Raw genomic sequence first — 13,525 nt, 5'->3', positions numbered from 1 at the left:
CCGTTCCAATCCGCGATGAACGCCGCATTGATCTCACGGTAAAGCTCCCGCGTCGGATCATACGAAACGTTCAAAAGCTCCGTCTGCGCAAGGGCCGCAGGGACAAAGCCAAAGCTCAGCGAAACAGCGCCCAAAACAAGGCCAGAACAGACCACACGGCGAAAGGATTGGCGACGCATCGGACTCTCCGCTGTTGAAGATAAAGCTACCGAAATATTGAATGTTCGTTTTAGCGAACAGATCGTATGCCGGAGCAGGTCAACGAACAAGAATGCGACGCAGCAACCCGTTTCAAAGTTGACCGGTTCGGGAGAAGAGCCTGCTGCAATTCAAACTGAATTTGGAAGCATGGATTTTCTCTCCTTGGAGAAGCATCCGCCTGCTCCAACGGTCAGATTCCATCACCCAGAACATTCTCCGACGCCAGCTCTTTCCGGCTTTGGCGCAGCCGCCAGATCGCTCGCGCTCCGGCCAGTGTCGCACCCATCAGAAGCGGGCGCAGCAGGAGATCGGTCGCCGCGACAGCCAATGCGACTGCAAGGCGTTCGGTCAAGGCATACACCATGCCGCCCAGGAGGAGGCTCGCAAGCACATGACCGCCACTCAGCGCCACCAGCCCGGTCCGTGCGAGCGAGTCGGCCGGTCCGATCGTTTGACGGACGAGGCCGAGGATCGCTGCTGCGGCGGAGCCTGGCCGGCGCGCGCCACGCGTTTCGGAAATCGGCTCATGTTCCGCGACGAAGCCGAACGCGACGGTCTCATGGCTGATCCGATCGATCAGGATGAAGCCGCCGAGCTCAGTGCTCCTGGCGAAGGGCAGCGTTCCGATCGCCCTGTCGAGTTCGATGGTGACGGCGCCGATGTCGTTCATGGCCAGCGTCGTGGCCTGGACCTCCGCAAAGCTCGTGACGTCGATGCTGTGATGCGGGGAGCTGACGACCGCGTTCGCCTGGCTGCTTGCGAGCTTCAGCGCGTAGCGGCCTCCCGGCGCAAGCGGCGTTTCGGACGTCCAGAGCAGGCGCGCTTCTAGACTGCGTGAGACGGAAGGTCTGTGAGCCGCGCTGACAATCAGATCGCCTCGCGAAATGTCGATCTCGCCATCGAGGGTTACCGTCACGGCTTGGCCGGCCGATGCGTATCCGACCTCGCCGCCCGGCGTCAGGATTCGTTCGATCAGGCCGGTCCGGCCGGACGGCAGAACCGCGACCTCGTCGCCGGTCCTCAGATTGCCGAGAGCGAGATTGCCCGAGTAGCCGCGGAAGCTGGAATCGGGCCGGTTGACCCACTGCACGGGCAGAACGGCGCCCGGATAGGTGCTGTTGGAGGCTTCGATTTCGGTGGCTTCGAGGTGGCTCAGAAGCGGCGCGCCCCGATACCAAGCCATCGCCGGCGACGGGCTGATGACGTTGTCGCCGTCACGCGCCGAGATCGGGATGAAGGCGATCTGCGTGAAGCCGAGGCGAGCCACGGCGCGGCGGTATTCCGCGCAGATGCGCTCGAACACGGCCTGATCGTAGCCGACCAAGTCCATCTTGTTGACCGCCACCACGACCTGCCGGACGCCGACGAGCGAGACGATGAAGGAATGTCGCAAGGTCTGCTTCAGCAGGCCCAGCCGGGCATCGATCAGGATGACGGCGAGATCGGCCGTCGAGGCTCCGGTCGCCATGTTGCGGGTGTATTGCTCATGGCCGGGCGTATCGGCGACGATGAAGGAGCGCTGATCTGTCGAGAAATAGCGATAGGCGACATCGATTGTGATGCCTTGCTCGCGTTCGGCCGAGAGCCCGTCGACCAGCAGGGCGAAATCGACCTTGTCACCCTGGGTCCCGAACTTGCGCGAATCCCGCTGGAGCGCGCCGAACTGATCGTCGAAGACGGCGCCGGTCTCGAACAGGATGCGCCCGATCAGCGTGGATTTGCCGTCGTCGACCGATCCGCAGGTGATGAAACGCAGCAGCGAACGGGGTTGCGGCCCATGATCGTTGGCGGGCCCATTTCCCGGCAGCTGCGCCTCGCGGGCGCGCTGCCGGGCAGTTGAGGCAGTCATCAGAAATAGCCTTCCTGCTTCTTTTGCTCCATCGAGCCCGACCCGTCATGGTCGATCACCCGGCCCTGGCGCTCCGAATGCTGCGAGGACCGCATCTCGGTGATGATCTCGGTCAGATTGCTGGCCTCGCTCTCGATCGCGCCCGTCAGCGGATAGCAGCCTAGCGTCCGAAAGCGGACCATGCGGGTCTCGACAACCTCGTCCGGCAGAAGCGGCAGGCGCTCATCGTCGCGCATGATCCAGGCGTCGCCTCGGCGCAGAACCGGGCGAGGGGCGGCGAAATAGAGCGGCACGACCGGGATGCCTTCGAGGGCGATGTAGTCCCACACGTCGCGCTCGGTCCAGTTCGAGAGCGGAAAGACGCGGAAGCTCTCGCCGGGCTTCCGGGCCGTATTGAACAGGTTCCACGGTTCTGGGCGCTGGTTCTTCGGATCCCAGCGATGGCCGGCGCTGCGCAGCGAGAAGACGCGCTCCTTGGCGCGGCTCTTCTCCTCGTCGCGGCGGGCCCCGCCGAAAGCGGCGTCGAAGCGATGCTTGTCGAGCGCCTGCTTGAGGCCTTGCGTCTTCATCACGTCGGTATGGATGCGCGAACCCGACGTGATCGGGTCGATACCGGCCCTGACGCCATCCTGGTTCACATGGACGATCAACTCGAGCCCCAGCCGCGCGGCGGTTTCGTCGCGAAAGGCGATCATCTCGCGGAACTTCCAGGTCGTATCGACATGCAGCAGCGGGAAGGGCGGCTTGCCGGGATGGAACGCCTTCATCGCCAGATGCAGCAGCACGGCGGAATCCTTGCCGATCGAATAGAGCAGCACCGGATTGTCGCAGGTCGCCACGACCTCGCGCAGGATGAAGATGGCTTCGGCTTCCAGCCGCTGGAGATGGCTGGGCGTGATCATGACGTGGCCTGCATCTTCGTCTGGCGGACCAGCCGGCCATCGCTGCCGACGTGCAACCCGCATTCCTTCGCCGCATCCTGTTCCCACCACCAGCGGCCGGCCCGTTCCGGCTCGCCGGCGGCGATGGCGCGGGTGCAGGGCGCGCACCCGATCGAGACGAAGCCGCGCTCGTGCAGGGGATTCAGCGGAACGTGTCGGGCGCCGGCGAAGTCCGAGGCCTGTTCGCGCGACCAGTCATGGAGCGGATTGATCTTGAGCAGGTTCCGCTCGGCGTCATGCTCCATGAACGAGGTCTCGGCGCGCGCCTGCGACTGGTCGGCGCGCAGGCCCGTAACCCATCCCGAGGCATCGCGAAGGGCGCGCTCCAGGGGAAGCAGCTTTCGCACCGTGCAGCAGCGCTTGCGGGCCTCGGGAGAGGCGCGGAAGCCATTGATCCCTTGATCCAGAACGAGGCGCTCGACATCGCCCGCCTCCGGTAGGTAGCCGCGAATGACGATGCCGTAGCGCTGCTCGGTTTCAGCCCAGAGGTCGTAGACCTCCGGGAACAGGCGCCCCGTATCCAGCGTCGCAAACGCGATGGTCGTCGCCAGGCCCGAGCGGGCGATGAGGGCGGTGAGCACCTGATCCTCGAGGCCGAAGCTCGTCGTGAAGACCACCGGCCCGGAGCACGCCGCGAGCGCGGCTCTCAGGCGGCCGCACGCTTCGGCTTCGAGGGCCGCATTCAAATCCCTGATCGAGGAGCCGGATAGTGCCGTCATGCGGAACCTTCACGGGCCCGCCTGTTGCGAGACGGGATCCTGCTGCACAAGCAAATTTGGAAACGAACAAGCTCGCAGCCGCTGAAGGCGCGAGCTGTGGGCCGATCCGTTCTTTTTAATGGACGTTTAGTTCTTCAAAAATGCTTGCAAGGTCGCAGGCGGTCAAGGGAAGTCTTTTTCCAAGATCGGTCTTATTGGGGTTGGAATCTCTCGCCTACTGACCATGAAGCTCTGCCGGAAACCTCCCATGTCCGTGCGGCCGCGCGCCGAACGCTTGCACTCATTCGGCTCAGGGCAAGAAAACGGGTCGAACCAAGGGGTCTGTTCCGATTTAGTTAGAATAATTTTCTGAAAACCGGAGGTGTGGTAAAATTAAATTTCTAAAACAGCAGATAAATCGCCCTTGAACGACCGGCAAACAAGGGGTTTATGGGGACGGAAAGCGAATATTCGAAGGCTGCCGGCAATGACGTATGTGGTTACCGATAACTGCATAAAATGTAAGTACATGGATTGCGTCGAGGTTTGCCCCGTCGATTGCTTCTATGAAGGCGAGAACATGCTCGTCATTCATCCGGATGAGTGCATCGATTGCGGTGTCTGCGAGCCCGAATGCCCAGCCGAAGCCATTAAGCCGGACACCGAGCCCGGGCTGGAGAGCTGGCTGCAACTCAACGGAAAATACGCCGCGAGCTGGCCCAACATCAGCCAGAAAAAGGAGCCTCCGGCCGACGCCAAGGCCTTTGACGGCGTCGAAGGCAAGCTCGAAGCGTATTTCTCGCCCGAGCCTGGCCAAGGCGATTGAGCTTTCGTTCGAACGACAGCCGGGATTAACACGCGCGACGCGGGCGGCTCAGCCTTTCATGGTGTTCCGGAGGGCGTCTGCGCCACGGGACAGGATCATGGCATCCGCTCCGCAGGCGACGAACGAAAAGCCCTCTGCAAGGAGTTGCTTCGCGAAGGCCGGGTCGAACACGAGGGTGCCTACGGGAATGCCGGCCTCGATCAGCCGGCGGGCCGCAGGGCGGATCAGGTCCCACACCGCCGGATCGGCCGGCTTGCCGAGCAGGCCGATATCGGCCGCGATATCCGCCGGGCCGAAGAACACGCCGTCGACGCCATCGATGCTGCCGATTTCGAGCGCCTGCCCGATCGCGGCGCGCGTCTCGATCTGGACGATGACCGCCGTCTCCTCGCCGATCCGGCTGAAATAGTCGCTCATGCGGCCGAATGCGTTGGCGCGCGTGCAGCCGCTGACGCCCCTGATCCCGTGCGGCGGATAGCGCGTCGCGGTGACAGCCCGCTGCGCTTCGGCGGGAGTTTGAATCATCGGGAAGAGCAGGCCGGGGGCGCCGAGATCGAGCAGGCGCTTCACCAGGACGGCGTCGTTCCAGTCCGGCCGCACGATCGGGGTGACGGGATGGGCGGCGAGGACCTGGAGCTGCGCCATCACCGAATTCAGGTCGTTCGGCGAGTGCTCGGTGTCGATCAGCAGCCAGTCGAACCCTGCACCGGCGACCGCCTCCGTGGCGAAAGCGCTGGAGAGGCTGAGCCAGAGGCCGATCTGAGGCTGTCCGCTACGGATTGCGGCCAGGAACCTGTTTGCGGGGAGCTTCATCGCGTCGTTCTCTTGCTGTTGTGGAAACGAGGCCTACCTTGCCAAAGCCCGGCTGTGGCGGCGAAAGGATCGCCGCCACAAGGCCGTTAGCGAGGCAGTTCGCCGCGGCGCGCCTGTACCGTGACGGCGGCGATGCGCTCTTCCGCGAGGCCGTAGTCGCCGCCCGCGGCTTCGGCGGAGATATAGCCCAATGCGACGTCGCGCTCGATGCTCGCGGCGGAGCGCTCGCCGGGCTCGCCATAGCCCGCTCCCCCGGGGAAGGCCATGACTACCTTGCGGCCATGCGGCACGAACTGCTTGCCCTTGCCCTTCATCGGCGTGCCGTCGTCGAGCGCAATGGTCGTCGGTGCGCCGGCGCCGCCGCCGCGCCGGCCACGGGCAGGATGGTGGACACGGTCGAACATCGCCTGGATGTCGAACTCGTAGCCCTCCCAGGCGCCGACCTCCATATGCTGGCCGAGGCCGCCACGATGTTGGCCCGTTCCGCCGGAATCCGGGCGCAGTTCCTTGCGCCAGACGATCACCGGGCCGACCTGCTCGGTCGCCTCGACCGGCATGGTCATCACGCCGGAGGGAAAGGCGGTCGCGTTCATGCCGTCGAGGGCAGGGCGCGCGCCGGAGCCGCCGGAGTTGAAGGTCAGCACTTCGGTGCGCACGGCGTCCTCCGGAGCCGGACCGTCGCTGCGCGGCCGGAGCGAAACCTGGAAGTTGCAGAGGCTGCCCGCCCCTTCCGCTGGCGCCACGCCGGGCAGGATCTTGTCCAGCGCGTCATAGATCGTGTCCGGCACCATATGGCCGATGATGTGGCGCAGCGCGACAGGCGCCGGCCAGAGCGCGTTCACGATGGTGTTCTCCGGCGCAGTGATCCGGAAGGGCTCCAGCGATGCGGCGTTGTTCGGAATCTCCGGCGCGATGGCGCATTTCAGCGCGTAGCAGGTATAAGCCTTGGTATAGACCAGCGGCACGTTGATGCCGTTCTTGTCGACGCCCGAAGTCCCGGCCCAGTCGCAGAGCACGCCGTCGGCCTCGATCGAGATCTTGACACAGAGATCGATCGGCCTGCTGTAGCCATCGATCCGCATATGGCCTTCGGCCGTGGCGCGCGGCAGGGCCGCGATCTTCTCCAGCGTCGCCTGCCGGGAATTGGTCAGGATGAATTCGGAGATTCCGGCCAGATTCCCGAGCCGGAACTCGACCATCATGTCGATCAGCCGGCGATGGCCGATCTCGTTGCAGGTCGCCAGCGCGTAGATGTCGCCGACGAGCTGGTCGGGCTGGCGGACATTGCCGCGGATGATCGTGACCAGCGTCTCGTTGACCGTCCCGCGGTCGACGAACTTCATGATCGGGATATGCAGGCCTTCCTCGTAGATCGAGTTGCCGTCGGCACCGAAGCCGCGTCCGCCGATGTCGACGATATGGGCGGTGCAGGCGAAGAAGCCGACGAGGCGCTTCTGGTGGAACGACGGCGTCACGACGGTGATGTCGTGCAGGTGGCCGGTGCCCTCCCAGGGGTTGTTGGTGATGTAGACATCACCCTCGCAGATGTTGTCGGGCCCGATGCGGCGGATGAAATGCGCGACCGCGTCGGCCATGGCGTTGACGTGGCCGGGCGTCCCGGTCACCGCCTGGGCCAGCATCTCGCCCTTGTCGTTGTAGACGCCGGCGGAGAGGTCGCCAGCCTCTCGCACCGATGTCGAAAACGAGGTGCGGATCAGCGCCTGCGCCTGTTCCTCGACGACCGAGATCAGGCGATTCCACATCACCTGATGGGCGACTTTCGAAACCTCAGACATGGGCGGCTTCCTTCCGGGCGGTCGCGCTGGCAGCCGGGCTCGCTGCCCCCTGCAGGCGGATATCGATGCAGCCGTCGTTCAACGTGACGGCCATGCGGCTCGAAGGCAGGATGATCGTGGTCTCGTCCTCCGTGATCACGCCGGGACCGCGGACCTCGCCGCCGGCCGAGAGCGCCACGCGATCATGGGCGCCGGCCTCGACGCGCCGGCCGAGGCCGGCATCGAAGATCGTGCGTTCGGATGGCGCGAGCGCACTCTGGGTCCGCGCGAGCGGCTCGACCGGCACCACAGGCGCCGGCGGCGTGTGGGCATTGACCGACCAGACGGTGATCTCGGCCTCCAGCCCCTTCACGGTGCGCCCGAAGAGGTTGGCGTATTCATGCTCGAAGCGCGCGAGAATGACTGCAGGGTCGGCGGCGCGCGCCTCCTCCGGGGTCAGCGATACCGGGATCTCCCAGCCCTGGCCGGCATAGCGCATATAGACCTTGTACTCCGCCAGGATCGCGCCGTCCCAGCCGCAGGACCGGACGACACGGGTCGCCTCGTCCTCCATCTCGGCGAAGAGGCGCGTGACGCGAGCCGTGTCGAAGCGGTTGAGGCGCATGAACAAGGTCCGGTTCGCCTCGAAGCTGAACGGCGCCCTCAGGAAGCCGATCGCCGAGCCGACGCCGGCGCCGGGCGGCACGAGGCAGCGCGCGATGCCGAGCTTCTCGCAGAGCCGGCCGGCATGCAGCGGCGCCGCACCGCCGAAGGCGATCATCGTGTAGCCTGACAAGTCCTCGCCGTTCTCGACGGCATGAACCCTGGCCGCATTGGCCATGTTCTCGTCGACGACCTCGGCCACGCCCCAGGCGCTTTCGAGCGCGTCCATGCCGAGCTTGCCGCCGATCTCGCGCTCCAGCGCGCCTGCGGATTGGTCGGCGAAGAGTGGGATTGTGCCCCCTGCGAAGTTGTCCGGGTCGATTTTCCCGAGGATCACGTCGGCATCCGTCACCGCGGGACGCTTCCCGTTGCGTCCATAGCAGGCGGGACCCGGCTCGGAACCCGCGCTCTCGGGGCCGACGCGGATCTGGTTCATCGAATCGACATGGGCGAGGCTCCCGCCGCCGGCGCCGATCTCCACCATGTCGATCACGGGGATCGAGATCGGCATGCCGGAGCCCTTCTTGAAGCGATAGGTCCGGGCGACCTCGAAGACGCGCGCGGTCTTCGGGGTATAGTTCTTGATCAGGCAGATCTTCGCGGTCGTCCCGCCCATGTCGAAGGAGAGCACCTTCTTCAGCCCATGGCGGGCCGCGATGTCGGCCGCGAACACGGCGCCGCCCGCCGGCCCGGACTCGACCAGCCGCACCGGGAAGTCGGAGGCACTCTCCAGCGAGATGATGCCGCCGCCCGAATGCATCAGGAAGATCGGGCAGGACGCGCCTTCCGCCGCGAGCCTGCCCTTCAGCCGGACGAGATAGCTCTTCATCAGCGGCTTGATGTAGGCGTTGGCGATCGTCGTGTTGAAGCGCTCGTATTCGCGCATCTGCGGCGAGACTTCCGACGACAACGAAATCATCGCGCCGGGCAGCCGTTCCGCCAGGACGTCGTGGATCAGCCGCTCATGCGTGTCGTTGACATAGGAATGGAGCAGGCCGACGGCGATGCTTTCATAGCCGGCCTCGGCCAGTTCGTCGGCGAGCGCCTCGACCACGGTCCGATCGAGCGGGATCAAAACCTTGCCGCGCGCATCCATCCGCTCCCTGACGGTATAGCGGCGGTTGCGGGGCAGCAGCGGCTCCGGCAGCGTCAGGTTCAAGTCATACTGCTCGAAGCGGCTCTCCGTCCGCATCTCGATGACGTCGCGAAAGCCCTCGGTGGTGATCAGCGCCGTCTTGGCGCCGCGGCGCTCGATCAGCGCGTTGGTGGCGAGCGTCGTGCCGTGGATGATCTGGCCGATCGCGGAGGCCGCGACGCCGGCCTTGGCGCAGACCCGGTGCATGCCCTCGATGATCGCATCCTCGGGCGCGGCATAGGTCGTCAGGACTTTGGTGGACCAGCGTTCCCCCGCCTGTTCGAGCACGACATCCGTGAAGGTCCCCCCGATGTCGACGCCCAGACGGGCTCCGATAATGGACATGGCTCATGCGCCTCCGTTGCCTGATCCGGTGAGGATAGAAATGGCCGGCCCATGTCGTCGAATTATTATTATCTATGTTATTCGATATAGAAAATTTATTGAGACAATGCTCGATCCTCGGGCTTAGTACCCGAGGCAGCGTCCATCTGCGGGGCTCAGTGATGCAGCGCTGCACGCTCTCCCGCCAGTTCCGCCGCGCGCCTGAGCAGGAAGCTGGCAGGCGTGTGGGCATATGACGCCGTGAAGATGAGCGCGCTCGGCTTCCAGGGATAGGGAACCTCGACGAGTTCGCCGGCCTCGAGGTGCCTGCCGACCAGGGTCCGGGACATCGGCGCGATTCCGAGCCCGTCGATGGTCATCTGCAGCGAGGCCGCCAGGCTGCTCGACGGCACGATCCGGATCGGCCCCTCCCAACCGTCGCGGAAATGCGCCGACAGCTCGACGAAATGCCGCGTATTGCGCGCATGGGTGAGGATCGTGTGCGACGCCATGGTCGCAATATCGGAATCGGCGAGCGGGAGCTTCGGCGAGGCCACCCAGAGATAGGGCACGGAGCCGAGGTCGATATTCGTGATGTTGAAGTTCGAGATCGGGCCGTTCAGCAGGCACAGATCGAGCGATCGCGACACCAGCTCCTCGCGCAGGTTGATGGTGAGGTCGACCCTGAGCTCGACATCGACGTTCGGAAAGACCTGCCTCAGATCGAGCAGGTAGTCGCGCAGCCAGGTCTGCGCGATCAACTCCGCCACGCCCAGCCTGAGGACGCCGGCTTGCTGGTCGGAGCGAATGCAGCGGGGGCGCGATGATACGCAGGGCTCTGAACAAATTCTATGATGTGTGCGGCTATCTCTCCGCCGCCTTCATGATGGGGATAGCACTGGCGATCATCGCCCAGATATTCGCCCGCATGCGCGGCGTGACGCTGGATGCAACGGAAGCGGCCGGACTCTGCCTTGCGGCTTCCACCTTCTTCGGTCTGGCCTATACCTTCAGGCGCGGCTCGCATGTCCGCATCACCCTGATCATCGATCGGCTTCCGAGGCGCCTGCGGCGGCGCGTCGAGATCTTCAACTGCCTGCTGGGGGCGGTCGCGATCTCGTTCCTCGCCTGGAACGTCTCGCTTCTGGCGCTTCAGTCCTACCAGTTCAACGATGTCAGCCCGGGCCTGTTGGCCATGCCGTTCTGGATTCCTCAGACCGGTGTAGCCGTCGGCGTGATCGCCTTCGCGATCGCCCTGATCGATGAACTGCACTGGCTGCTCACCGGCGGTGCGCCGCGATACGAAGCGCCCGACGAAGTCGGCCTCGACAAGCCCGTGGCATAGGACCCCGTGATGGATTCGATCGTCATTGCCTCGCTGGTCCTTGCCGGCTCGCTCCTTCTTTTCCTCGCCAGCGGCATCTGGGTCGCCCTGTCGCTCCTGACCGTCGGCATGGTGCTGATGGGTCTCTTCACAACCGCCCCGATGGGCTCCCTGATCGCCTCGACGCTCTGGGATTCGAGCTGGGGCTGGGCGCTGACCTCGCTGCCGCTGTTCATCTGGATGGGCGAGATCCTGTTCCGCTCGAAGCTGTCCTCCGACATGTTCCAGGGCCTCGCACCCTGGGTGTCGCGGCTGCCCGGCCGCCTGCTGCACGTCAACGTACTAGGCTGCGGCATCATGGCGGCGGTCGCCGGCTCCTCGGCCGTGACCTGCGCCACGATCGGCCGGATCAGCGTCCCCGAGCTGCAGGCTCGGCGCTACCCGCTCAACATGACCATCGGAACACTGGCTGGCTCGGGAACGCTCGGCCTGCTGATTCCGCCCTCGATCATCATGATCGTCTACGGCGTCACCGCCGAGGTCTCGATCGCCAGGCTGTTCATCGCCGGCGTCCTGCCGGGTCTGCTGCTGATGCTGCTGTTCATGGGCTATACGGCGATCTGGGCCGCGCTCAACCCGGACAAGATGCCGGAGGCCGATCCGCCGGTTCCGTTCCTGGAGAAGATCTACCGATCCCGCAGGCTGATCCCGGTCGCTCTGCTGATCGGCTCCGTCGTCGGCTCGATCTATGGCGGCATCGCCACCCCGACTGAAGCCGCGACTATCGGCGTCGTCGGGGCGCTCATCCTTGCCGCGGTCGGTGGCGGGCTGACGCGTACGAGCTTCATGGAAAGTCTGATGGCGGCCGTGCGCACCTCCTGCATGATCTCCTTCATCATCGCCTGCGCCGCCTGCCTGACGATCGCCGTCGCCTTCGTCGACATTCCCCGCTCCCTGGCGAGCTGGGTCGATGCGATGCAGCTCTCGCCCTATGCGCTGCTCGCCGTCCTCGCCGTCTTCATGCTGATCCTCGGCTGCTTCCTCGAGGGGATCTCGATCATCGTCCTGACCTCGTCGGTGATGCTGCCGATGGTGCAGGCGGCCGGGATCGACCTGCTCTGGTTCGGCATCTTCGTCGTCGTCCTGATCGAGGCCGCGCAGATCACGCCTCCGGTCGGCTTCAACCTGTTCGTGCTGCAGAGCATCACCGGCAAGGACATCCTCACGGTGACGAAGGCCGCGATGCCCTATTTCTTCGTTCTGATGCTGCTGCTCGTCCTGATCACCGTGTTCCCGCAAATCGTGACGGCGCTGCCAAAGATGATGACGGGGTAACGAGACGGGGGCGGCCTGGCATAGGTTCAGGGCACGCCCGAAAGCGGAGGCCGCTTCCAAGTGGCGGTTTCGAAAGCCACGCGCCCGGCCCTCAGCCGGGCGTTTGCCGTTTCCGGCTCTCCGGCAACGGCCGGATGAGCCGCCTCCGCGTCAGTTCGCCTCAACACTGGAATTTGGCTCGCAACGGCGCTTTCGACGCGGCGTGGGGCGACGCGTTCCGGCGACGGAGCCTGCGCCTGGCCGAGGCCTCCCACGCAGAATCGAGCGGCCCTCTTCATGCCCTCTTAACCCTGCGCGGCTAGGCCTGAGACAAGGTCATAGGCTTATAGAGTTGCGGTATCCCATGCGTAAGTTCGGCATTCAAAACCTGGCGCAGGATATTGCCAGGGAAGGCTTTTCTGGCTCGGAAACTGAACGGGCCGGTGGCTTCGGGAGTTCAGGCGCGGGGGGCGGCGAAGTCGCTGAGACGCAGTCGCTTTCCGCGCCTTCGGTGCCGGCCAGGTTCGGTCGCGCCAATCTGCCGACGGGCGAAGTGCAGTCTGTTCGAAGCGGACCGGTCGCCGTGGTCTCGGATGCGTCGGTGGCAGCGGAGGCCCTGGCGGTTCGCCCGGAGCCGGCTCAAGTCCGGTTCTGGCGCACGCCGGATCGTTTCATCGACCAGGTCTGGACGAAAAAGCGCCAGCCTGAGGGGCCGAATCCTGCGCAAGCCGAGGTGGCGGCCGATCTGGAGCTCGATCGTGGCGACTATTGCGAGCAAGGCGAGGTCGAGGCGGAGAGCTCCCGGTGTTCGGAAGGCGAGGGCGCTCTTGAATTGCCTGAGGCGGATGTGCCTGAGCCGGCTCCGTTTGCCTTCCTGTCCGATCATGCCTTCTGGGAAGGATTGGGCGATCCCCTGACGGATCTGCATGACGATGCGCTTGCGCAGTCGCCTCGCGCCGAGGTCCCTGAGTTGCCGGCAGCGCCACCGCGCGGCGGGGCGGTGGCGGTCGATCTTCGCAGGGCTGCCGCGTCCCGGCCGATAGCCGAGTCGGTGCCGTCCCCGATGCCCGCGTCCGTAGCTGCGTCCGTAGCCGCGCCCGTCCCGACGGCGCCGGTTGGCTGGTCCGCTCCGCAGTCCTATCGCGTGAGCCTCAATTTCGCGGCCCGGCCATGGACCGCGCCGGTGCAGGACGAGGGGCGTGAGGTCGAAGAGGCCGCGTCGCCGGCCGAGTATCAGGCGCAGGCTCCCGTGGCAGGCCGTGGCGTTGTCGTGACGCGCAGGGCCAGGGACGAAATCGCGGCCCATCCTTCCAGGCCGCCGGCCATCGCCGTGACGGTCGCCGATTTGCCGCTCGTGCAGCCTGCGCCTTTCGAGTTGCCGCCGATGAGCTTCCTGGCGGAGCCGCCCCAAGCGCTCGAGGCCGTCCCGGTCGAGCTGCTCCAGCAGAATGCCGGGCTGCTGGAAGGCGTTCTGGAAGACTTCAACATCAGGGGTGAGATCGTCCAGGCCTGCCCCGGCCCGGTGGTGACGCTCTATGAACTGGAGCCGGCCCCCGGCATCAAGTCCTCCCGCGTGATCTCGCTTGCGGACGACATTGCGCGCTCGATGAGCGCGATCTCGGCGCGCGTCGCGGTGGTGCAGGGCAAGAACGCCATCGGCAT

11 protein-coding genes and 1 pseudogene are annotated in these 13,525 nt (G+C 65.2%); 4 read left to right on the top strand and 8 right to left on the bottom strand.

Annotated elements, in window-relative coordinates; genetic code table 11:
* From ASE63_RS28585 to ASE63_RS19750, 4 genes and pseudogenes are all read right to left on the bottom strand, one after another.
* Nucleotides 1-179, bottom strand: a pseudogene (locus ASE63_RS28585) (sulfate transporter subunit); the annotation flags it as partial.
* A 212-nt stretch (nucleotides 180-391) separates the two neighbouring features.
* The gene (locus ASE63_RS19760; protein WP_056805334.1) at nucleotides 392-2,050 is read right to left on the bottom strand and encodes a GTP-binding protein; all 1,659 of its coding nucleotides are present in this window, start codon (nucleotides 2,048-2,050) and stop codon (nucleotides 392-394) included.
* Nucleotides 2,050-2,952, bottom strand: a complete 903-nt coding sequence (gene cysD, locus ASE63_RS19755; protein ID WP_056805332.1) for a sulfate adenylyltransferase subunit CysD — start codon at nucleotides 2,950-2,952, stop codon at nucleotides 2,050-2,052. The genes ASE63_RS19760 and cysD overlap by 1 nt, the downstream gene beginning before the upstream one ends.
* Complete coding sequence (locus ASE63_RS19750) at nucleotides 2,949-3,710, bottom strand: phosphoadenylyl-sulfate reductase (RefSeq protein ID WP_056805329.1); 762 nt, start codon at nucleotides 3,708-3,710, stop codon at nucleotides 2,949-2,951. The genes cysD and ASE63_RS19750 overlap by 4 nt, the downstream gene beginning before the upstream one ends.
* 466 nt (nucleotides 3,711-4,176) lie before the next feature.
* Between ASE63_RS19750 and fdxA the strand changes: the two genes are divergently transcribed.
* Nucleotides 4,177-4,515 carry a ferredoxin FdxA gene (gene fdxA / locus ASE63_RS19745; RefSeq protein ID WP_056805327.1) on the top strand — a complete coding sequence of 113 codons (339 nt, stop codon included), beginning with the start codon at nucleotides 4,177-4,179 and terminating at the stop codon, nucleotides 4,513-4,515.
* A 48-nt stretch (nucleotides 4,516-4,563) separates the two neighbouring features.
* On the opposite strand, the gene ASE63_RS19740 is transcribed toward fdxA, so the two are convergent.
* From ASE63_RS19740 to ASE63_RS19725, 4 genes are all read right to left on the bottom strand, one after another.
* Nucleotides 4,564-5,328 (bottom strand): aldolase/citrate lyase family protein, encoded by a 765-nt coding sequence (locus tag ASE63_RS19740; protein WP_056805323.1) that lies wholly within the window; start codon nucleotides 5,326-5,328, stop codon nucleotides 4,564-4,566.
* Nucleotides 5,329-5,414: 86 nt separating this feature from the next.
* A complete protein-coding gene (locus ASE63_RS19735) occupies nucleotides 5,415-7,124 on the bottom strand; it encodes a hydantoinase B/oxoprolinase family protein (RefSeq protein ID WP_056805320.1) in 1,710 nt (569 codons plus the stop codon).
* Nucleotides 7,117-9,246, bottom strand: a complete 2,130-nt coding sequence (locus tag ASE63_RS19730; protein ID WP_056805317.1) for a hydantoinase/oxoprolinase family protein — start codon at nucleotides 9,244-9,246, stop codon at nucleotides 7,117-7,119. The genes ASE63_RS19735 and ASE63_RS19730 overlap by 8 nt, the downstream gene beginning before the upstream one ends.
* 155 nt (nucleotides 9,247-9,401) lie before the next feature.
* Nucleotides 9,402-10,034 carry a substrate-binding domain-containing protein gene (locus ASE63_RS19725; RefSeq protein ID WP_280137453.1) on the bottom strand — a complete coding sequence of 211 codons (633 nt, stop codon included), beginning with the start codon at nucleotides 10,032-10,034 and terminating at the stop codon, nucleotides 9,402-9,404.
* A 14-nt stretch (nucleotides 10,035-10,048) separates the two neighbouring features.
* Here ASE63_RS19725 and ASE63_RS19720 point away from each other — a divergent pair, with 14 nt between their 5' ends.
* The 3 genes from ASE63_RS19720 to ASE63_RS28580 form a co-directional block, all read left to right on the top strand.
* Nucleotides 10,049-10,570, top strand: coding sequence for a TRAP transporter small permease (locus tag ASE63_RS19720; protein ID WP_056805311.1), 522 nt, complete (start codon nucleotides 10,049-10,051; stop codon nucleotides 10,568-10,570).
* A 9-nt stretch (nucleotides 10,571-10,579) separates the two neighbouring features.
* A complete protein-coding gene (locus tag ASE63_RS19715) occupies nucleotides 10,580-11,884 on the top strand; it encodes a TRAP transporter large permease subunit (protein WP_056805309.1) in 1,305 nt (434 codons plus the stop codon).
* A 580-nt stretch (nucleotides 11,885-12,464) separates the two neighbouring features.
* Nucleotides 12,465-13,525, top strand: a 1,061-nt coding sequence (locus ASE63_RS28580; RefSeq protein WP_280137452.1) for a DNA translocase FtsK, incomplete at its 3' end; no start/stop codon positions are given.

This window comes from Allobosea sp. Root381 (assembly GCF_001429395.1).
GTDB lineage: Bacteria > Pseudomonadota > Alphaproteobacteria > Rhizobiales > Beijerinckiaceae > Allobosea.
Note: the sequence above shows the minus strand (reverse complement) of the source record. Positions and strands in the feature narration are given on the sequence as shown.

Excerpts from the sequence above, each read along its gene's own strand:
- ASE63_RS19715 (WP_056805309.1), top strand. The coding sequence starts at position 10,580 with ATGGATTCGATCGTCATTGCCTCGCTGGTCCTTGCCGGCTCGCTCCTT.
- ASE63_RS19760 (WP_056805334.1), bottom strand. The coding sequence starts at position 2,050 with ATGACTGCCTCAACTGCCCGGCAGCGCGCCCGCGAGGCGCAGCTGCCG.
- fdxA (WP_056805327.1), top strand. The coding sequence starts at position 4,177 with ATGACGTATGTGGTTACCGATAACTGCATAAAATGTAAGTACATGGAT.
- ASE63_RS19740 (WP_056805323.1), bottom strand. The coding sequence starts at position 5,328 with ATGAAGCTCCCCGCAAACAGGTTCCTGGCCGCAATCCGTAGCGGACAG.
- ASE63_RS19735 (WP_056805320.1), bottom strand. The coding sequence starts at position 7,124 with ATGTCTGAGGTTTCGAAAGTCGCCCATCAGGTGATGTGGAATCGCCTG.
- ASE63_RS19750 (WP_056805329.1), bottom strand. The coding sequence starts at position 3,710 with ATGACGGCACTATCCGGCTCCTCGATCAGGGATTTGAATGCGGCCCTC.
- ASE63_RS19720 (WP_056805311.1), top strand. The coding sequence starts at position 10,049 with ATGATACGCAGGGCTCTGAACAAATTCTATGATGTGTGCGGCTATCTC.
- ASE63_RS19730 (WP_056805317.1), bottom strand. The coding sequence starts at position 9,246 with ATGTCCATTATCGGAGCCCGTCTGGGCGTCGACATCGGGGGGACCTTC.
- cysD (WP_056805332.1), bottom strand. The coding sequence starts at position 2,952 with ATGATCACGCCCAGCCATCTCCAGCGGCTGGAAGCCGAAGCCATCTTC.